19 protein-coding genes are annotated in these 17,992 nt (G+C 69.9%); 6 read left to right on the top strand and 13 right to left on the bottom strand.

Going from position 1 to position 17,992, the window contains the following annotated elements; all coding sequences use genetic code 11:
- Position 1: 1 nt before the first annotated feature.
- Genes ccoS through ccoN form a run of 8 tightly spaced genes read right to left on the bottom strand, consistent with a single transcriptional unit; the run spans position 2 to position 7,639 of the window.
- Entirely contained in the window at positions 2 to 157 is a 156-nt protein-coding gene (ccoS, locus tag KTR66_RS08465; protein ID WP_213612145.1) for a cbb3-type cytochrome oxidase assembly protein CcoS, read from the bottom strand.
- Positions 158 to 2,443 (bottom strand): copper-translocating P-type ATPase, encoded by a 2,286-nt coding sequence (locus KTR66_RS08470; protein ID WP_213612146.1) that lies wholly within the window; start codon positions 2,441 to 2,443, stop codon positions 158 to 160.
- Positions 2,440 to 2,913 (bottom strand): FixH family protein, encoded by a 474-nt coding sequence (locus KTR66_RS08475; RefSeq protein WP_213612147.1) that lies wholly within the window; start codon positions 2,911 to 2,913, stop codon positions 2,440 to 2,442. Before KTR66_RS08475 ends, KTR66_RS08470 begins: the two co-directional genes overlap by 4 nt.
- Positions 2,910 to 4,391, bottom strand: coding sequence for a cytochrome c oxidase accessory protein CcoG (gene ccoG, locus KTR66_RS08480; protein WP_213612148.1), 1,482 nt, complete (start codon positions 4,389 to 4,391; stop codon positions 2,910 to 2,912). Before ccoG ends, KTR66_RS08475 begins: the two co-directional genes overlap by 4 nt.
- A 9-nt stretch (positions 4,392 to 4,400) precedes the next feature.
- Positions 4,401 to 5,270: a cytochrome-c oxidase, cbb3-type subunit III gene (gene ccoP / locus KTR66_RS08485; RefSeq protein WP_213612149.1), complete on the bottom strand. Its 870-nt coding sequence runs from the start codon at positions 5,268 to 5,270 to the stop codon at positions 4,401 to 4,403.
- 3 nt (positions 5,271 to 5,273) lie between these two features.
- Positions 5,274 to 5,432 (bottom strand): cbb3-type cytochrome c oxidase subunit 3, encoded by a 159-nt coding sequence (locus KTR66_RS08490; RefSeq protein ID WP_213612150.1) that lies wholly within the window; start codon positions 5,430 to 5,432, stop codon positions 5,274 to 5,276.
- A 12-nt stretch (positions 5,433 to 5,444) separates the two neighbouring features.
- Positions 5,445 to 6,176 (bottom strand): cytochrome-c oxidase, cbb3-type subunit II, encoded by a 732-nt coding sequence (ccoO, locus tag KTR66_RS08495; RefSeq protein WP_213612151.1) that lies wholly within the window; start codon positions 6,174 to 6,176, stop codon positions 5,445 to 5,447.
- Between the two features lie 11 nt (positions 6,177 to 6,187).
- A complete protein-coding gene (gene ccoN / locus KTR66_RS08500; protein WP_213612152.1) occupies positions 6,188 to 7,639 on the bottom strand; it encodes a cytochrome-c oxidase, cbb3-type subunit I in 1,452 nt (483 codons plus the stop codon).
- 216 nt (positions 7,640 to 7,855) lie between these two features.
- On the opposite strand from ccoN, the gene KTR66_RS08505 reads away from it, so the two are divergent.
- Entirely contained in the window at positions 7,856 to 8,644 is a 789-nt protein-coding gene (locus KTR66_RS08505) for a DUF2189 domain-containing protein (RefSeq protein ID WP_213612153.1), read from the top strand.
- Between the two features lie 6 nt (positions 8,645 to 8,650).
- Here the strand turns inward: KTR66_RS08505 and KTR66_RS08510 are convergent, their stop codons facing one another.
- Together KTR66_RS08510 and KTR66_RS08515 are read right to left on the bottom strand one after the other, a co-directional pair.
- The gene (locus KTR66_RS08510; RefSeq protein ID WP_213612154.1) at positions 8,651 to 10,231 is read right to left on the bottom strand and encodes a DUF4214 domain-containing protein; all 1,581 of its coding nucleotides are present in this window, start codon (positions 10,229 to 10,231) and stop codon (positions 8,651 to 8,653) included.
- Between the two features lie 88 nt (positions 10,232 to 10,319).
- Complete coding sequence (locus tag KTR66_RS08515; RefSeq protein WP_213612155.1) at positions 10,320 to 11,051, bottom strand: sulfite exporter TauE/SafE family protein; 732 nt, start codon at positions 11,049 to 11,051, stop codon at positions 10,320 to 10,322.
- Between the two features lie 107 nt (positions 11,052 to 11,158).
- Here KTR66_RS08515 and pdxA point away from each other — a divergent pair, with 107 nt between their 5' ends.
- The 3 genes from pdxA (at position 11,159) to KTR66_RS08530 (ending at position 13,041) form a co-directional block, all read left to right on the top strand.
- Positions 11,159 to 12,121: a 4-hydroxythreonine-4-phosphate dehydrogenase PdxA gene (gene pdxA, locus KTR66_RS08520; protein ID WP_213612319.1), complete on the top strand. Its 963-nt coding sequence runs from the start codon at positions 11,159 to 11,161 to the stop codon at positions 12,119 to 12,121.
- Positions 12,121 to 12,840 carry a pyridoxine 5'-phosphate synthase gene (locus tag KTR66_RS08525; RefSeq protein ID WP_213612156.1) on the top strand — a complete coding sequence of 240 codons (720 nt, stop codon included), beginning with the start codon at positions 12,121 to 12,123 and terminating at the stop codon, positions 12,838 to 12,840. Before pdxA ends, KTR66_RS08525 begins: the two co-directional genes overlap by 1 nt.
- Before the next feature lie 63 nt (positions 12,841 to 12,903).
- Positions 12,904 to 13,041, top strand: coding sequence for a hypothetical protein (locus KTR66_RS08530; protein WP_213612157.1), 138 nt, complete (start codon positions 12,904 to 12,906; stop codon positions 13,039 to 13,041).
- Positions 13,042 to 13,090: 49 nt separating this feature from the next.
- Here KTR66_RS08530 and metF read toward each other — a convergent pair whose 3' ends face one another.
- Positions 13,091 to 14,026, bottom strand: a complete 936-nt coding sequence (gene metF / locus KTR66_RS08535) for a methylenetetrahydrofolate reductase [NAD(P)H] (RefSeq protein WP_213612158.1) — start codon at positions 14,024 to 14,026, stop codon at positions 13,091 to 13,093.
- A 183-nt stretch (positions 14,027 to 14,209) separates the two neighbouring features.
- Here metF and KTR66_RS08540 point away from each other — a divergent pair, with 183 nt between their 5' ends.
- The gene (locus KTR66_RS08540) at positions 14,210 to 15,025 is read left to right on the top strand and encodes a VacJ family lipoprotein (RefSeq protein WP_213612159.1); all 816 of its coding nucleotides are present in this window, start codon (positions 14,210 to 14,212) and stop codon (positions 15,023 to 15,025) included.
- An 11-nt stretch (positions 15,026 to 15,036) separates the two neighbouring features.
- Positions 15,037 to 15,675 carry a phospholipid-binding protein MlaC gene (locus KTR66_RS08545; protein ID WP_213612160.1) on the top strand — a complete coding sequence of 213 codons (639 nt, stop codon included), beginning with the start codon at positions 15,037 to 15,039 and terminating at the stop codon, positions 15,673 to 15,675.
- Positions 15,676 to 15,678: 3 nt separating this feature from the next.
- Here KTR66_RS08545 and KTR66_RS08550 read toward each other — a convergent pair whose 3' ends face one another.
- Entirely contained in the window at positions 15,679 to 17,019 is a 1,341-nt protein-coding gene (locus KTR66_RS08550) for an MmgE/PrpD family protein (RefSeq protein ID WP_213612161.1), read from the bottom strand.
- Positions 17,016 to 17,990, bottom strand: a complete 975-nt coding sequence (locus tag KTR66_RS08555; protein WP_213612162.1) for a D-isomer specific 2-hydroxyacid dehydrogenase family protein — start codon at positions 17,988 to 17,990, stop codon at positions 17,016 to 17,018. The genes KTR66_RS08550 and KTR66_RS08555 overlap by 4 nt, the downstream gene beginning before the upstream one ends.
- Positions 17,991 to 17,992: the final 2 nt, after the last annotated feature.

Raw genomic sequence — 17,992 nt, forward strand, 5'->3', positions numbered from 1 at the left:
GTCAGCCTCCTTTCTTGAGGTCGTCATCGAAGAGGATGCGGGCGGCCGCGCCGTCCAGATCCTCGTATTGGCCGGAGCGCATCGCCCAGATGAAGGCGATGAGGGCGAGGCCGCCCAGCAGCAGCGCCAGCGGAATCAGCCAAACGAGCGTGTCCATCTATCGTCCCACCCGCAATGCGTTGCCGATGACGGCGAGCGAGGAGGTCGCCATCACCAGGGCCGCGATGAGCGGCGTGGCGAAGCCCGCCACCGCCACCGGCACCGCGATGATGTTGTAGCCGAAAGCCAGCGCGATGTTTTGACGTGCCGCAAGCTGCGCCCGGCGCGCGCGCTCCACCGCCTCGGCCAGCGGCAGCAGCCCGCCGCCCATCAGCACGAAGTCGCTCGCCGCCTGGGCGAGGTCCGTGCCCTCGGCGGGTGCGGCCGAGACATGCGCCGCCGCCAGCGCCGCCGCGTCATTGATGCCGTCGCCCACCATCAGCACCCGGCGGCCCTGCGCGGTGAGCGCGGCGATCCGCGCCGCCTTGGCCTCGGGCGTCGCGCGCGCGGTGAAGACGCTGATCCCCGCCTCCCGCGCCAGCCGCTCCACCACCTCGGGCGCATCGCCCGAGAGCAGCTCCACGCCGAGCCCCGCGCGCTGGAAGGCCTGCACGGCGGCGGCCGCATCGGCCCGCAGCGAATCCTCGAAGCGGAAGGTGACCGGCGCATGGCCCGGCCGCGTCAGGTGCAGCGCCATGCCGGCATCCTCGGCCAAGCCCAGGAAGGCGGCCGAACCCAGCCGCGTCTCGCCCCGCACCAATCCCGCGCCCGGCACCTCCACCACGCCCGCATCCGGCGCCACCTCTGGGCAGGCCCGCGTCAGCGCGCGCGCCAAGGGGTGACGGCTGGTGGCGGCCAGGCTCGCGGCAACCCGCAGATCCTCGTCATTCCAAGCACCGGGCAGCAGGCGCGGGCGGCCTTCCGTCAACGTGCCGGTCTTGTCCAGCACCACATGATCGGCACTCGCCAGCCGCTCCAGCCCGGTCGGCGAGGAGAGCAGCACCCCGCGCCGGAACAGCGCGCCGGAGGCCACGACCTGCACCGCCGGCACGGCGATCGCCAGGCCGCAGGGGCAGGTGATGATCAGCGCCGCCACCGCCGGCACCAGCGCCGCCTGCCACGTCACGCCAGCCAGCAGCCACCAGCCCAGGAAGGTGCAGAATGCGACCACATGCGCGACGGGCACATAGATCCGCGCCGCGCGATCGGCGAGCGAGGTGTAGCGCCCGCGCGCCTGCTCCGCCCGCTCCAGCATGCGGGCCATGGCGGCCAGCGAGCCATCGCGCGCCGCGGCCGTGACGCGCGCCGTGAAGGGGGCGCCCATGTTCACGCCGCCCGCCGCCAGCGCCTCACCGCGCGCGAAGGATCGCGGCAGGCTCTCGCCCGTGGTGGCGGCGGTGTCGAGCAGCGCCGTCTCATCCTCCAGCACCGCATCCAGGCGCAACCGCTCGCCGCTCGCCACCAGGATGCGCGCCCCCACCGGCACGCGCTCCATCGGGACCGGATGCGCCTCGCCCAGCACGGTGACGCTGCCTTCCTGCAAGGCCAGCAATTCGGCCGCACTCTGCCGCGCCCGCCGCCGCGCCGCGCGGTCGAGCACGCGCCCCGCCAGCATCAGCGCCAGCAGCGCCGTCGCGCCATCGAACCAGGTGAAGTCGCCATTGCGCATCGTCTCGCTCAGCGACATCGCCGTGGTGGCGAGGATGCCGAGCGAAACGGCGCAATCCATGTTCAGCCGCCCCGCGCGCAGCCCACGCCAGGCCGAGCGGAACAGCGGCATGCCCGCATAGGCCACCGTCGGCATGCCGATCAGCGCCGCCAGCCAATGCATCATGTGGCGCGTGTCGGGCCCCATGTCGCTGCCCGCCCAGACGGCGACGGAGACGAGCATGACATTCATCGCGCCGAAGCTGGCGATGCCGAGCGCGCGCGTCAGTTCGCGCCCCTCCGCATCCTCGCTCGCGCGCAGGCAGGCGGGCGAGAAGGGCGCCACCCGGAACCCCAGCCGCGCGACCACCGCCGCCAGATCATTCCCGCGCGAGGCCTCGCCCCGCCAGGTCACGGAGAGGCGCCGCGTCGAGAGATTGGCCCGCGCCCGCGTCACGTCGGGCTCGGCGGCCAGCGCCTGCTCCACCAGCCAGATGCAGGCGCCGCAGGTCAGCCCCGCCACCATCAGCTCCAGCGTGTGCGTGCCATCGCGGTTGAGCTGCGCGAGGCCGGTGAAATCGGCACTCGGCGGCCCCTCCGGCTTGAGCATGCCCTCCGCCCCCTCGCGCCGGCGGTAGAAGGCATCGAGGCCGAGCCCCTGCACCAGCGCATGCGCGCCCTCGCAGCCCGTGCAGCAGAAGCGGGTGGCGCTCGGCGCGCCGCAATGCGCGCAGACAGGGCGGCCGATATGGCTCATGGAAGCGTGAAGCGCTGCCGGATGTCGTGCCGCGCACCCTGCTCGGAGACCAGCAGGCCGCGGAACTCCCAGAGGCCGGCGCGCAACTCCGGCAGCTCGATGGTGAAGCGGCCCGTCCCGGCGGTGTCCGGCAGGGCCACGCGCTCGCCATCCAGCGGGCGCAGCATGTGGCCCTCCAGCACGCCGCGCACCGACGCGCCGCTGTTCTCCCGCGCGTTCACCGTCAGCCGGCCGCCTTCCAGCCGCGTGTTCAGCGTCCAGCCCAGCGCATCCTGGCGCGCGGCCTCGGCCAGCACATGATTGTAGGTGCGGCCGCGATCATAGGACTGCCCCACGGTCACGCCGGTGAAGGTGCCGATCGCCTGGGTGATCAGCACCGCGTTCACCGCCACCACCACCGCCATGCCGCCGACGAAGACCCAGGGGATCCAGCGGCCGCGGTTCGGGTCATGCGCTTGGATGTCTCTCATCGGTCGGGTCCCAAGAAGACGGTGGAATGGCGCAGGATTGTGCGGCCCTGCGCATCGAGCAGACGGAAGGTGATGGGTGTGCTGCCGCGCAGCCGGAGCCCCTCGGGCGCGGTCACGAAGGCGCGCCACTGCGTGATGCCGTCATCGCGTGTCGTCAGCAGCGGGCGCCCTTCGGCATCCAGCGCGGCATCCTGCACGGTGAGGCGCAGGCCGGCCGGGCCTTCCAGCACCATCGGCAGCGAGAGCTCGCCGCGCAGCTTGTTCGCGAGCTTCAGCGTGTATCCGTTGCGCAACCCGCCGTCGGAGAGCTGCACATAGAGCGGCGCGCGGTCACGCAGCACGGTCAGCGTCAGCGTCTCGCGCATCAGCCAGGCGCCCAGCATCACGACGATCACGGCGGTGAGAACGCCGGCATAGACCAGCGTGCGCGGGCGGACGACCTTCTGCCGCGTGCGCACCGCCATGCCGCGCGCCAGCCGCTCCGCCCCCGGCGCCATGCCCTTGGTCGCGGCCTGGCTGGCGGCGAGGTTCTTCAGGGTCTCGAAGGCGATCAGCCCGGTGGGGCGGTCCAGCTTCTTCATCACGTCGTCGCAGGCATCCACGCAAAGCCCGCAGCCGATGCATTCCAGCTGCTGCCCGTCGCGGATGTCGATCCCCGTGGGGCAGACATGCACGCAGGCCTTGCAATCCACGCAATCGCCCGCGGTCGGGTCGTTCGGCTTGCCACGCGGCTCACCCCGCCAGTCGCGATAGGTCACGACCAGGCTGTTCTCGTCCAGCATCGCGCCCTGGAAGCGCGGCCAGGGGCACATATAGGTGCAGACCTGCTCCCGCGCCGCGCCCGCCAGCACATAGGTCGTCGCCGTGAAGAGCGCGAAGAACCCATAGACCGAGAGGCTTGCCTGGCCCGTCAGCATCGCCCAGGTGACGGTCGGCGCATCGTTGAAATACATGATCCAGGCGCCGCCCGTGGCCATCGCGATGGCGAACCAGGCCGCGTGCTTGAAGAGCTTCGCCCGCCACCAGGCGCCATTGCGCGGCCCCTGGTCCAGCTTGATGCGGGCGTTGCGGTCACCCTCGATCTTGCGCTCGATCCATAGGAAGAGATCGGTCCAGACCGTCTGCGGGCAGGTGAAGCCGCACCAGATGCGGCCGAACAGCGACGTCACGGCGAAGAGGCCGATGGCACCGAGCACCAGGATCCCCGTCAGGAAGTAGATCTCCTGCGGCCAGAGCTCGAACCAGAAGAAGAAGAGACGGGCATTGGCCATATCCGCCAGCACCGCCTGGTTCGGCGCATTCGGCCCGCGATCCCAGCGCAGCCAGGGCACGATGTAGTAGAGCCCCAGCAGCAGGATGAGCACGGCCCATTTCACCCGCCGCACTGCGCCCTGCACCGCGCGCGGATAGACCTTCTGGTGGGAGGCGTAGAGCGAGGCCTCCTCGGGCTGCGGCGCGCGCGGCGGGATCACGGACATGGCGGAACCTTACTCCCCCCCGCCCAGCGCATGCACATAGACGGTGAGCATGTTGATGGTGGCGGGGTCGAGGCGGCCCTGCCAGGAGGGCATCACGCCCGCGCGGCTATTGGCGATGCTGCGCATGATGTCCGCCTTCTCGCCGCCATAGAGCCAGATGCGGTCATTCAGCCTGGGCGCGCCGAGGTCGCGATTGCCCTCGCCGCGATCGCCATGGCAGCTCGCGCAGTTCTCGGCGTAGAGCGCCTCGCCGCGCGTCACGGCGGCAGGATCGGTGCTGCGGCCGGTCAGGCTCAGCACGAATTCCGCCGTGTCGCTCACCTGCGCCGCATTGAGCATGCCGGTCGCCTGGAAGGCCGGCATGGCCACGCCGCGCTGGTCATCGCTCTCATTCGCGCGCACGCCGTGCCGGATGGTGTGCTGGATGGCGTCGAAGCTGCCGCCATAGATCCAGTCATCATCGGCGAGGCTCGGGAAGCCGCCCGCCGCCCCCTGCCCGCCCGCGCCATGGCAGCCCGCGCAATTATTGGCGAAGGCGACGCGCCCGCCGGCCAGGGCGAAGGCGCGCAGCTCCGGATCGGCCGCGATCTGCTCGGGCGTCGCCGCGCGCAGCCGCGCCATCATCGGTTCGATCCGCGCGCGTTCCGCCGCCTGCTGGGCCGGCAAGGCGCCGCGCGCCGTCCAGCCGAGCAGCCCGGTCGCGCCGCTGATCGGCAGCGCGGGATAGAGCACCACCCAGACCAGCGAGAAGGCGATGCAGGCATAGAAGGTGTACAGCCACCACTTGGGCAGCGGCGTGTTCAGCTCCTTCAGCCCATCCCACTCATGGCCCGTGGTCATCTGGCCGGAGACGCTGTCCTTTTCGATCTTGGTGGGCATGTCTCAGCGCCTCCTGCTTTCGTCATCCTGGAAGATCATGCTTCCGCGTTGTTGCCATTCCGCCCGCTTGGAGGGGCGCAGCGTCCAGATCAGGATCCCGCCGAAGAGCAGGAAGAACCAGGCGACCCAGAGCGAGTTGAAGAGGGATTGCCACTCATGCATCGCGCATCCTCCTCATTGCTGCCGCAGCTGTTCGGGCGTCACGTCGCGGAACTGCACCAGCGTGCCCAGCATCTGCATATAGGCGACCAGCGCATCCATCTCCGTGATCACGGCGGGGTTGCCGTCGAAGGCACCCTGGCGTGCCCGGGCGTAGCGGCCCGAGAAGCCCGCCGCATCCGCATCCGGCCGCGCCTGCGTCTCGAGGTCCGAGCGCGCATTGGCGATCATCTCCTCGCTGTAGGGCACGCCCAGCGCCCGCTGCGTGCGCAGGTGCGACTGGATGTTCCGGTAGTCGAGCGGACGGTCGAGGAAGCTGTAGGGCGGCATGATGCTCTCGGGCACCAGCGAGCGCGGGTCACGCAGGTGCTGCGCCTGCCAGTCATCCGAATACTTGCCGCCGACGCGCGCCAGGTCCGGGCCGGTGCGCTTGCTGCCCCACTGGAAGGGGCGGTCATACATGCTCTCGGCCGCGAGGCTGAAATGGCCGTAGCGCTCCGCCTCGTCGCGGAAGGGGCGCACCATCTGGCTGTGGCAGGCGTAGCAGCCCTCGCGCACATAGATGTTGCGGCCCATCAGCTCGAGCGGCGTGTAGGGGCGCACCCCCTGCACGCGCTCGATCGTGCTCTCCACCGTGAAGAGCGGCACCACCTGCGCGAGACCGCCGATGGAAATGGTGATCAGGGTGAGCACGCCGAGCAGGATGACGTTCCGCTCGATCATGCCATGGGAGAATTTCTTGAGCATGGGAGCCTCCTTCACTCAGCGGCCACGGCGCCGGCCGGCACGCTCGCCGGGGCGGGCGCACGCAGCTCTTCGCTCGTGATGGTCTTGAACATGTTCCACGCCATCAGCAGCGCGCCGGTCAGGTAGAGCAGGCCGCCCAGCATGCGGATGACGTAGTAGGGGTGCATCGCCGCCACGGTCTCGACGAAGCTGTATTGCAGGAAGCCCAGCTCGTCATAGGCGCGCCACATGAGGCCCTGCATGATGCCCGAGACCCACATCGCCGTGATGTAGAGAACGATGCCGAGCGTCGCCAACCAGAAGTGCCACTCGATCAGCCGCGCGCTGAACATGGCGCGCTTGCGCCACAGCACCGGCACCAGCCAGTAGAGCGCGCCGAAGGTGATGAAGCCGTTCCAGCCGAGCGCGCCGGAATGCACGTGGCCGATCGTCCAGTCGGTGTAGTGCGACAGGCTGTTCACCGCCTTGATGGACATGACGGGGCCTTCGAAGGTGGACATGCCGTAGAAGGCGACGGCGGTGACCGAGAAGCGCAGGCCGGGGTCGGTGCGCAGCTTGTCCCAGGCGCCGCTCAGCGTCATGATTCCGTTGATCATCCCGCCCCAGCTCGGCATCCACAGCATCACCGAGAACACCATGCCGAGCGTCTGCGCCCAGTCGGGCAGCGCGGTGTAGTGCAGGTGGTGCGGGCCGGCCCAGATGTAGAGGAAGATGATGGACCAGAAATGCACGATGGAGAGGCGGTAGGAATAGACCGGCCGGTCCGCCTGCTTGGGGATGAAGTAGTACATCATCCCCAGGAAGCCCGCGGTCAGGAAGAAGCCCACCGCGTTGTGGCCGTACCACCACTGGATCATCGCCCCCTGCACGCCCGCGGGTGCCGCGTAGGAGAAGGTGCTGCCCCAGGCCAGCGGCAGCGAGATGTTGTTGCCGATATGCAGCACCGCCACCGTGATGATGAAGGCGAGCAGGAACCAGTTGGCGACATAGATGTGCGGCTCCTCGCGCCGCACCAGCGTGCCGCCGAAGGCCACCAGGTAGATCACCCAGAGCACCGTCAGGAACAGGTCGGAGAACCATTCGGGCTCCGCGTATTCCTTGCCCTGCGTGACGCCCAGCACGTAGCCCAGCGCCGCCGTGACGATGAAGAACTGGTAGCCCCAGAAGATGAACCAGCCCATCTCCTCGCCGCCGAAGAGCCGCGCGCGACAGGTGCGCTGCACGATGTAGAGGCTGGTGCCGATCAGCGCGTTGCCGCCGAAGGCGAAGATGACGGCACTGGTATGCACCGGGCGCAGCCGGCCGAAGCTGGTCCATTCCAGGTCCAGGTTCAGCAGGGGAAAGGCGAGCTGGGAGGCGATGACCACGCCCACCAGGAAGCCCACCACGCCCCAGAACATGGTGGCGATGGCAAAGGCGCGGATCGGCGCCTCGACATAGTCCGGAGGGCTGCGCACAGCCATTGCGCCTGATGGGGCGGCACCTGCCAGGGCCATCGGTTCTTGTCCTTCCTTTTGCGCGCGCAACGGCGCGCCTTGCCTATCCACGCCGGGACGGAAGCATCCCAAGGGGGCAACGTCCTTGATCAGGATCAATGCGCGTTGCGCGGAATGCGGTGCTCAGTTGCGCGGGCCGCATCGGGCGGTGCTATGGTCGGCGCAAAACGCGGGAGGTCACGCATGAACACCGAAACGATCGGCGAAGGCACCGGTTTCGGGCGGAGTCGCATCCGCCATGTCAGCACCGACCGCCCCTGGACCTGGCTGACGCTGGGCTGGCAGGACATGATGGCGAACAAGGCCGTCAGCCTTTCCTATGGCGCGGTGCTGGCTCTCGCCGGCTGGATCTTCGCCTGGCTCATGTTCGAGGTCGGCACCGCCTGGGCCATCCTGCCCGCCACGGCCGGCTTCTTCATCCTCGCCCCGCTGCTGGCCACCGGCCTCTATGAGACGAGCCGTCGCCGCGCCCTCGGCGAGAGCACCACGCTGGCCGAGGCCATGGCCGGTTTCCGCCGCAACCCGACGCAGATCGCCATGATCGGCGTGCTGCTGCTGGTGCTGCACCTGTTCTGGGTGCGCGTGGCGGGCCTGCTCTTCGCGCTCTTCTTCGGCATCAACTTCGCGCCATCCCTCGCCGAGCTGCCCATCGCCCTGCTGCGCAGCGATGATCTGTTTCCCTTCCTGGTGATCGGCACCGGCCTCGGTTTCATCCTGGCCTCGGTCACCTTCTCGGTCGCCGCCGTCTCGGTCCCCATGCTGCTCGACCGGCCGGATTGCAGCTTCCTGGAGGCGGTGACGGTCTCGATCCAGGCGGTGATGGAGAACTGGCGCGCCATGGCGCTCTGGGCCGGGTTGATCGTGGTCTTCACCGGCCTGGCGCTGGTGCCCTTCTTCCTGGGCCTCGTGATCGCACTGCCGCTGATCGGCCACGCCACCTGGCACGCCTACAAGGACCTCGTGGCGCGCTGACGAACGCTACCAGCCCGCCTGGAAGGCGATTCCCTGCGGGAGCATATGCGCCTGCGTCTCCTCAAGATTGAGGCCACGCACGAAGTCGCTCAGATAGTCGGCGGGCGACATGCCGCGCTTCAGCAGCTCCTCCCCCAGCGCCTCGGCCCAGCGCGAGGCGGCCGGTGCGGCGCTGGTCGTCATGAAGAGGCGCTCGAGCTGGCTGCCGAAGAGCGTGAGTTGCGGCTGCGGGCCCATCACCTGGTTGAACACGTCCGGCATGTCGCGCATGCGGGTGTCGCCCGCGAGGATCTGGTTCGCCCACCAGTTTCCGATGGCCATGGCGTCGAGCTGACGGTCGGTCAGCTCATCCAGGCGGTCCACCCAGTCGCGCGGCACGAAGATGCCGCCATTCTCCGCGCGCTGCCGGGCATGATCGAGCGATTCGACGCGCCATTTCACGAAATCCTCCACCAGATCCACGCGGCTGCGGCCCTGGTCGAGGCGCCCGGCGTGGAAGCTGATGCCGCCGGCATCCGTCCAGCCGACGCTGTTGGTGTACATCAGCTCGGCGAAGCCGGTATTGCTGCGCGCGCCGAAGCGGCTCGCGAATTCCGCGCTGCCCAGCAGGTCGCTCACCAGGGCCTGGGTGGTCCCGCCGGCCGCGAGCCGCGCCACGGCGGCCGCCATCTCGCCATGCCGCGGGTCGCGGTTCAGCACCGTCTCGTAGATGGCCCAGACCCGGCCGGGCAGCCCGTCGCCGGAGAAGGTGATGTAGCCATCCATCAGGTCGATCACCGCGGGCTGCTCCACCGTCACGCCGCTGCCGTCGCGCATCTGCAGGTGGATGATGGAGCCGAAGTCTCGGATCGAGGCGATCTCATGGCTCATCCGCATGGAGAAGAGGTTGCCCGGCGCGGCCCAGCGGAAGCCATTGGCCGATTCATGGCTCTCCAGCAGGTCCACCGTGCCGCCATTGTTGATGCCGAGCGCTGTGACGCCGATCGAGAGGGTGAGGGCGGCGGACTGGGTCCCGTCCGAGACGGTGATCACCAGCTCGCGCTGCGGCCCGTCGGCCAGCGGAATGGAAAGGCCGGGGCGCAGGCGCAGCGTGTCCCCCACCACCATGAAGAGCCAGTCGTCATCCTCGCGGATGGTGAAGGTGAAGCCCGTGCTCGTATCGGGATCGGTGACCTGGAGGCGCCCGATGGTGGCCCCCGCCGCCCCCGCCGCGACCGTGCCGCCGGTCAGGAAGCGCAGCCCCTGCGGCGGCGTATCGTCCAGGTTGAGGACCGTGACGGCGTAGCTGCCGCTGCTCTCCAGGATGCTGCCATCCATCATGAAGAAGCGCAGCGCGAAGGTGATGTTCGCCGAGATGTTGTTGGTCACGAACCATTCATGATCGGCGCGTGCCAGTGGCGTGATGGTGAGGACGCCGGTGCTGCGGTTCAGCGACACATCGAAGAAGTTCGCGCCGAAGCCGGAGACCTCGACGAAGCGGATCAGCGCGGGGTCGATGCTGATGCGCAGATGACCGATCCAGTCCCAGAGGGGCGTGTTCTCGTTGATCGAGCCGGGCAGCGAGCCCGTGACCGCGATGCGCGACATCCTGTCCCAAGCCTCCTGCTTCAGGCCGCGCCTGGCCGGCCCCAGCGGGACCTTGCCACGCGGATGGTGAAGCAAGCGTGAAGCGGCCTCAGGCGATCATCTGCACCGCGAGGCCCATCAGCACGGCCGCATTCAGCAGGAAGAGCACCCCGCCCAGCGCGCGCCAGCGCGGCCCGATGGCATGCCCGAAGAAGCGGCCGAGCAGGGCCACGCCCGCCAGCGCCGGCACGGTGCCGAGCACGAAGGCCAGCATGGCGAGCCCGCCCGCGAGCGCGCTGCCCGAGCCCGCCGCCGCCGCCAGCGCCGCATAGAGCAGCCCGCAGGGCAGCGCCGAGAGCAGCAGGCCGAGCCGCACGCCGCGCCAGCCGGTGGGCGCCGCCAGCAGCCCGCCCAGCTGCGCCTCCAGCGCGCGCGGCAGGCGCGGCGCGGGCAGCTTGGGCAGCCATGCCGCGAGGCGCGTGGAGGCCTGGGCCAGCATGAGCAGCGCCGCCAGCCCCAGCAGGATGGCCGCCAGCCAGCGCAGCCCGCTCGCCTGCGCCAGCAGCGCCCCCGCGCCGCCCGCCACCGCGCCCAGAGCCGCGTAGCCAAGCGCGCGCCCCAGGTGATAGGGCACCAGCGCCGCGCCCCCGAGCCGCCGCAGCATGCCGCCGCCGAGGCTCTGATCCGCCGTCGCCGCCGCCTGGGCCAGCACGAAGGGCCCGCACATCACCGCGCAATGCGCGAGCCCCCCCGCGAGCCCCGCGAGGAAGAGCGCGCCCATCAGCGCGGGAAGCCCGGCCGGACCGAGCGCGGCCAGATCATGAAGGCAATTGGCGAGCACGCGCCCTTCTATCCCCTGCGCTGATTCGCGGCCTTGCGCCGCCGCAAGCCCATCATGCGGCAGCCGCGCCCCTCGTGCCCAGCGCGGCCCTCTGCTACAGCGTCGCCATGCTCGCACTCACCATGGGCGAACCCGCCGGCATCGGCGCCGAGATCGCCGTGAAGGCCTGGCACGCGCTGCGCGCCACCGGCCCCGCCTTCCTGCTGATCGACGACGCCGATCGCATCACGGGTGCCCCCGTCCAGCGCATCACAGATGCGGGCGAGGCGCGCTTCGCCGACGCCCTGCCGGTCCTGCACCGCCCGCTGCCCGTGCCGGCCACGCCCGGCCGGCCCGGCACCGCCACCGCGCCCGCCGTCATCGCCGCGATCCGCGAGGCGGTGGCACTGGCACAGTCCGGCGCGGTGGAGGGCATCGTCACCAACCCGATCCAGAAATCCGTCCTCACCGCCGCGGGATTCGCCCATCCGGGCCACACCGAATTCCTGGGCGAGCTGGCGGGCACCGGCGTGCCGCCCGTGATGATGCTGGCCTGCCCGGAACTGCGCGTGGTGCCCGTCACGGTGCATGAGCCGCTGGCCCACGCCATCGCACGCCTCACGCCCGAACTCATCGTCGAACACGCGCGCATCACGCATGACGCGCTGCGGCGGGATTTCGGCATCGCGGCACCCCGCCTCGCCATCGCCGGCCTGAACCCCCATGCGGGGGAGGCCGGCACGCTCGGCCATGAGGATGACGCGATCGTGGCGCCCGCCGTGGCCCAACTGAAGGCACAAGGCATCGCCGCCACCGGCCCCTGGCCGCCGGACACGATGTTCACGGCCCAGGCCCGGCCGCGCTACGATGCCGCCATCTGCCTCTACCACGACCAGGCCCTCATCCCGATCAAGACGCTGGACATGGCGGGCGGCGTGAACGTCACCCTCGGCCTCTCCATCATCCGCACCAGCCCCGACCACGGCACCGCGCTCGACATCGCGGGGCAGGGCGTGGCCAGCGCGGACAGCCTGATCGCGGCGATCCGCCTCGCCGCCCAACTCGCCGATCATCGAAGGAACCGCCACTGATGCGCCTCTCCGTGAACGTGGACCATGTGGCGACGCTGCGGAACGCCCGCGGCGGCCACTTCCCCTGCCCGGTCGAGGCGGCGCGCGTGGCCATGGCCGCCGGCGCCGATGGCGTGACCATGCATCTGCGCGAGGATCGCCGCCACATCCGCGACCGGGACCTGGAGCGCGTGGCGACCGAGGTCGAGACCCGCCTGAACTTCGAAATGGCCGCGACGGAGGAGATGGTGGCCCTGGCCGAGCGCCTGCGCCCGCCCGCCGTCTGCATCGTCCCCGAGAAGCGCGCCGAACTCACCACCGAGGGCGGGCTCGATGTGCTGCGCGCCGGCCCCTTCCTGGCCGAGGCGATACGGCGCCTGGCCGGCCTCGGCATCGAGGTCTCGCTTTTTGTCGAACCCGATGCATTGCAAATTGCAAGGATCGCCGAGCTGGGCGCCCAGGCGATCGAGCTGCACACCGGCACCTATGCCGATGCCCCGGCCGCGGCGCGCGCAGCGCTGGCGGCGAAGCTGGCCGAGGCCGCGCGTTACGCCAAAACCCTGAATCTTCAATGCCATGCCGGGCATGGCCTGAGCTATGAGACCATCACGCCCATCGCCGCCATCCCTGAAATCAGCGAGGTCTCGATCGGCCATTTCCTGATTTCGGCGTCGGTGTTCGAGGGTCTGCCGGCTGCCATCGCCCGCATGAAGGGGCTGATCGCCGCTGCCCGGGGCTGATCATCGGCTGGCACGGCGGCTGCAAAGAACTGGACACGAACCGAACGAAACAGGAGTTCGATCATGTCCCAGAGCTACGTCGCCCCCCGCCGCAACCGCAACCAGGATGAGCCGCAATCGGCGCTCTCCTACTGGGGCACGGGCATCGCCTGCCTGAGCTTCCTGATGTTCGTCTTCTGGCTGGCCGGCCTGAAGTTCTGAGCCGGCCCCGTCACCCCCGCGGCACACAGAATGCCGCGGGCCGGACGGATCAGGCCGCGGCGACCGGCCGCGCGCCCAGGATATGCGCGATGGCGTAGGTCAGGTCCGGCCGGTTCAGCGTGTAGAAGTGGAACTCGTCCACGCCATTGGCCTGCAGGATCCGCACCTGCTCGGCCGCCACCGTCGCGGCCACCATGCGCCGCGTGCCCTCATCCTCGTCCAGCCCCTCGAAGAGCTTTTCCAGCCAGGCCGGCACCGAGGCGCCGCACATGGCCGAGAAGCGCTTCACGCTGGCGAAATTCGTCACCGGCATGATGCCGGGCACGATGGGCAGCGTGATCCCCGCCGCGTGGCAGCGGTCCAGGAAGCGCAGATAGACGTCGGTGTCGAAGAAATACTGCGTGATGGCGCGGTTGGCGCCCGCATCCATCTTGCGCTTGAAGAAATCGAGGTCCGCATCGGCCGAGAGCGCGGCCGGGTGCACCTCGGGATAGGCGCCCACGCTGATGTCGAAATCGGCGATCTTCCGGAGGCCGCGCACCAGATCCTCCGCCTGGGCATAGCCGCCCGGATGCGGCGTGTACTGGCTGGCCCCAGCCGGCGGGTCGCCGCGCAGGGCCACGATGTGGCGCACCCCGGCCTCCCAATAGGCCCGGGCCACCTCGTCCACCTCCTCACGCGTGGCACCCACGCAGGTCAGGTGGGCGGCGGGCGTGAGGCTCGTCTCGCGCACCAGGCGGGCCACCGTGTCATGCGTGCGGGCCCGGGTGGAGCCGCCCGCGCCATAGGTGACGGAGACGAAGCGCGGGCCCAGCGGCTCCAGCCGGCGGATGCAGGTCCAGAGGTCCGCCTCCAGCTTCTCGTTCTTCGGTGGGAAGAACTCGAAAGAGAGCTTCGGCGCCGGCATGCTGCTCGGTGAAGGGAGCGTACCGACGCGCGGGCCGGTCAGCCAGCGTTCCAGCGTGTTGTTCGGGGCGGTGTCCATGGGGCAGGGTTTGGCGTCGCCCGGCGGTTTTCGCAAGGGTCTCGCCGCACCCCTGGTGACTTTTCGTGACACGCCAGGAACTTGCCCGAAGCGGGTAGGTTGTGCTTCACAGGGGCGGCTATCTTGCGCTGCGGCATGCGCCGTCGCCCGCTTGGCCCCGACGTGAAAGGTCCGGTTCCACCCATGCGCTTCGGCCCTCTCCTGGCTACTGCCCTGATCGTGATCGGGCTTTCGGGTTGCGCGACCCGCCCCGACGCCTCCGATCCCGAGGCCCTGGCCGAATACGAGGCGAACAACGACCCGCTGGAGCCGCTGAACCGCGGCATGTATGACGTGAACAACGTCATCGACGCGGCCGTGCTGCGCCCGGCCGCCGTGGTCTATCGCGCCGCCGTGCCGCCGCCGGTGCGTGAGGGCGTGCGCAATGTCCTGGGCAACCTGCGCGGCCCCACCATCCTGATGAACGACATCCTGCAGGGCGAGATGGACCGCGCCGGGCGCACCGCCGCGCGGTTCCTCATCAACTCCACCCTCGGCATCGGCGGCCTCGTGGATGTCGCCGCCTGGCAGTTCGGCATCCCCGGCCATGGCGAGGATTTCGGCCAGACGCTGGCGACCTGGGGCGTGGGTGAGGGCCCCTACCTCTTCATCCCCGTCCTCGGCCCTTCCAATTTCCGGGATCTGACGGGCGCGGGCGTGGATGCCGTCTCCAGCCCCTGGTTCTGGTTCGGCCAGGGCGAGATCGTCGAGGCGCTGCGCTGGGTGCGCGCGGGCATGACGATCCTGGATGCGCGCGAAGGCGTGCTCGACACGCTGGACACGCTCTATGCCACCTCTCTCGATCCCTATTCGACGCTGCGCAGCGCCTATCGCCAGCGGCGACAGAACGAGATCAGCAACACCGGCCAGGTGGCGCCCGACGCCGCCGGCAGCACGGGCTTCGGCGTGGGTATCGGCGTGACGCTGCCGCCCACGACCACGCCCCAACCCCCCCGCTGAGTGATCCCTCGATGATGACGTTTCCCGCGGCCCGCCGCGCCGCCCTCCTGGCCGGCCTCTCGCTCGCCCTGCCCCTCGCCCTGCCGCGCGAGGCCGCCGCGCAGATGGATGCCACGCGCGCCGTGGCCTTCATCCAGACCACCGGCAATGCGCTGGTGGAGGCGCTGAACAGCACCACGATGAGCCCCGCCCAGCGGCGCGAGCGCGTGGCGAATGTCCTGCGCCAGGCGGTGGACATGGAGGGCACGGGCCGCTTCATCCTCGGCCGCTGGTGGCGCGTCGCCACCCCGGCCGAGCAGCAGGAATATCTCCGCCTCTTCGAGGAGACGCTGATCCGCAACCTGGCCACCCGCCTGGGCGAGTATCAGGGCGTGCGCTTCACGCTGGGCCGCAGCCAGCAGCGCACCGAGGAGGACGTGCTGGTGACGACCATCGTCGAGCGCCCGGGCACGCCCACGGTCAATCTCGACTGGCGCGTGGCCGATGTGAACGGCCAGCCCCGCGTGGTGGATCTGGTGGCGGAGGGCACCTCGCTGCGCCTCACCCAGCGCAGCGAATACAGCGCGGTGGTGCAGCGCGGCGGCAACCAGGTCTCCGCCCTGCTGACCGCGATGCGCGGCCAGCTCCAGCAGATGCAGGCACGGCAGTAAGGGTTACTTCAGCGCCAGCTCGCCCGGCAGCGTCGCGCTGCCGCGCAGTTGCGCCAGGAAGGCCTTGGCCTCGGCCGCGCCCAGGACCGGGCCGGTCAGCTCCAGAAACTTCTCGTCCAGTTCCACATCCGAAAGCGGCGCGTCCGGATCGCCCTTGCGCGTCGGCTGGTGGCGATACAGCTCCCGCCCGTCCCGCAGCCTGATCGTCACCTTCGCGCTGCGCCGGCCCGGGAAGGCCGCCTCGCATTCCTCATCCAGGCTGACGCTGATGCGCGGCATCACGGCGCGGATCGCGGGGTCCGCGAGCCGCGCGGGCTGGAAGGCATCGAGCCGCACGCCACCGTAAAGCATGATGCTGGCGATGGTGAATTGCGTGGAGAAGCGCGCCTCCTGCTCCGTCTGCGCATGCGGGCGGTCACAGACATTCTTGGTGGCCGCATAGCCGCCGACATGCAGGCTCGCCACGTCATCGGCGGTGAAGCCGTGCTCGCGCTGCAGATCGCGCGTGGCGTCCAGCGCCGCGAAGATATGCCCGCAGCAGCCGTGATTCTTCACCGTCATCTGCGTGATGGCGAGCGGCTGGCCGATGGCGGCGATCGCCTTCTCCCACTTCCCCGTGTCCTCGCTCGTCGCCGCCGCGAAGCCGGCCGGGCCGTGCAGCACATCCAGCGCGCCGGTCATCCCCTCGCGCGCGGCCATGGCGGCCAGGGCGCCGGCCTCGGCCGCATGACCGGGATGCAGCGGCTTGCTCATCCCATCGCCGCGAAAGGCCTGCTGCAAGCCACCCGCCATGGTGGCGGCGGTCGCGATGGCATGCGCGGTCTGATCCGCGTCGCAATCCAGCAGCACGGCGACGGCCGCCGCCGCGCCGAAGGTGCCGACCGTGCCCGTGGTGTGCCAGTAATCGTAATGCGAAGGCTGCACCGCCTGCGCGATCCGGCAGGAGACCTCATAGCCCGCCACCAGCGCGCGCAGCAGCGCCGCCATGTCCCGCCCGCGCGCCTGTGCGGCGGCGAGTGCGGCCGCCACCGTCGGGCAGCCCGGGTGATAGACGCCCCAGCGCCAGATGTCGTCGAACTCGACGATATGGCTCGCCGTGCCGTTGATCAGCGCCGCATGGCGCAGCCCTGTCCGCGCACCATCCACATAGGAGACGGCGCGGCCCGAACCCCGCTCATCGGCCAGCGCGCGGGCCATCAGCGTGGCGGGCGGCAGGCGGCAGCCAGGCAGCAGGGCCGCGAACCAGTCGATCAGCGCGCGGCGCGCCGCATGCTCCACCTCGGGCGTGAGCGGCGCCGTCCGCCAGGAGGCCGCGTGCCCGGCCAGGATGGGCAGTGGGTTCAACGATTGCTCCGCAGCACTTCCTTGTTGATCACCATGTCCACATCGATCTCGCCCTTGAAGTGGCGGATGATGGAATCGACGCAGGAAAGCCCCATGCGCCGCATCCCCTGCACGGTGGCCGCCGCCGTGTGCGGCGTCATCACCACATTGGGCACGCCGAGCAGCGGGTTGTCCTTCACCACGGGCTCATCCCAGAACACATCCAGGCCCGCCGCCGCCACATGCCCGCTGCGGAGTGCCGCGGCCAGCGCCTGCTCCTGCACCAGCGTGCCGCGGGCGGTGTTCACGAAGCGCGCGCCGGGCTTCATGGCGGCGAGGAATTCCGCATTCACCATGCCGCGATTCTCGGCATTGGAGGGGCAATGCATCGTCACCCAATCCGCCTGCGCCAGGCCTTCCTGCATGGTCTTGGCGTAGCGGAAGCCGGCGCCCTTCACCGTGTTCATGGCGACGTACGGATCGTGCACCACCACATCCATGCCGAAGGCCGCGGCCAAGCGCGCGACGCGCCCGCCGATGCGGCCGAAGCCCACCACCAGCAGCGTCATCCCGGCCAGATCAAACGTCACCGGCGCATCCACGCTGCTCCATTTGAAGGCGCGGGTGTTCGCGTCATAGGTCTGCACCTGGCGTGCGATGGTCAGCATCAGCATCATCGCGTGCTCGGCGACGCTCAGCGCATTCGCATCGGCCGTGACGGTCAGCGGAATGCCGCGCTTGGTCAGCTCCGGCACGTCCACCTGATCATAGCCCACGCCATGCCGCGCCACGATGGCGAGCTTGGGCGAGAAGCTGAGGAAATCCGCGTTGATCGGCGTGGCGCGGACGATGATCGCCTCGCCGCGCTCCATCGCCTTCACCAGATTCTCGCGGCTGGTGTCATGCACCGTCTCGACGGTGAAGCCGGGCTCGGCCCTCAACGCCGCTTCGGCGTCGGGATGGAGGGAGCGCAGCAGGACGACGTGTGGCATTT

The organism is Roseococcus sp. SDR (assembly GCF_019083995.1).
GTDB lineage: Bacteria > Pseudomonadota > Alphaproteobacteria > Acetobacterales > Acetobacteraceae > Roseococcus.

Bases quoted from the DNA above. Each gene is read 5' to 3' on its own strand.
- ccoS (WP_213612145.1), bottom strand. From the start codon at position 157: ATGGACACGCTCGTTTGGCTGATTCCGCTGGCGCTGCTGCTGGGCGGC.
- KTR66_RS08470 (WP_213612146.1), bottom strand. From the start codon at position 2,443: ATGAGCCATATCGGCCGCCCTGTCTGCGCGCATTGCGGCGCGCCGAGC.
- KTR66_RS08475 (WP_213612147.1), bottom strand. From the start codon at position 2,913: ATGAGAGACATCCAAGCGCATGACCCGAACCGCGGCCGCTGGATCCCC.
- ccoG (WP_213612148.1), bottom strand. From the start codon at position 4,391: ATGTCCGTGATCCCGCCGCGCGCGCCGCAGCCCGAGGAGGCCTCGCTC.
- ccoP (WP_213612149.1), bottom strand. From the start codon at position 5,270: ATGCCCACCAAGATCGAAAAGGACAGCGTCTCCGGCCAGATGACCACG.
- KTR66_RS08490 (WP_213612150.1), bottom strand. From the start codon at position 5,432: ATGCATGAGTGGCAATCCCTCTTCAACTCGCTCTGGGTCGCCTGGTTC.
- ccoO (WP_213612151.1), bottom strand. From the start codon at position 6,176: ATGCTCAAGAAATTCTCCCATGGCATGATCGAGCGGAACGTCATCCTG.
- ccoN (WP_213612152.1), bottom strand. From the start codon at position 7,639: ATGGCTGTGCGCAGCCCTCCGGACTATGTCGAGGCGCCGATCCGCGCC.
- KTR66_RS08505 (WP_213612153.1), top strand. From the start codon at position 7,856: ATGAACACCGAAACGATCGGCGAAGGCACCGGTTTCGGGCGGAGTCGC.
- KTR66_RS08510 (WP_213612154.1), bottom strand. From the start codon at position 10,231: ATGTCGCGCATCGCGGTCACGGGCTCGCTGCCCGGCTCGATCAACGAG.
- pdxA (WP_213612319.1), top strand. From the start codon at position 11,159: ATGCTCGCACTCACCATGGGCGAACCCGCCGGCATCGGCGCCGAGATC.
- KTR66_RS08525 (WP_213612156.1), top strand. From the start codon at position 12,121: ATGCGCCTCTCCGTGAACGTGGACCATGTGGCGACGCTGCGGAACGCC.
- KTR66_RS08530 (WP_213612157.1), top strand. From the start codon at position 12,904: ATGTCCCAGAGCTACGTCGCCCCCCGCCGCAACCGCAACCAGGATGAG.
- metF (WP_213612158.1), bottom strand. From the start codon at position 14,026: ATGGACACCGCCCCGAACAACACGCTGGAACGCTGGCTGACCGGCCCG.
- KTR66_RS08540 (WP_213612159.1), top strand. From the start codon at position 14,210: ATGCGCTTCGGCCCTCTCCTGGCTACTGCCCTGATCGTGATCGGGCTT.
- KTR66_RS08545 (WP_213612160.1), top strand. From the start codon at position 15,037: ATGATGACGTTTCCCGCGGCCCGCCGCGCCGCCCTCCTGGCCGGCCTC.
- KTR66_RS08555 (WP_213612162.1), bottom strand. From the start codon at position 17,990: ATGCCACACGTCGTCCTGCTGCGCTCCCTCCATCCCGACGCCGAAGCG.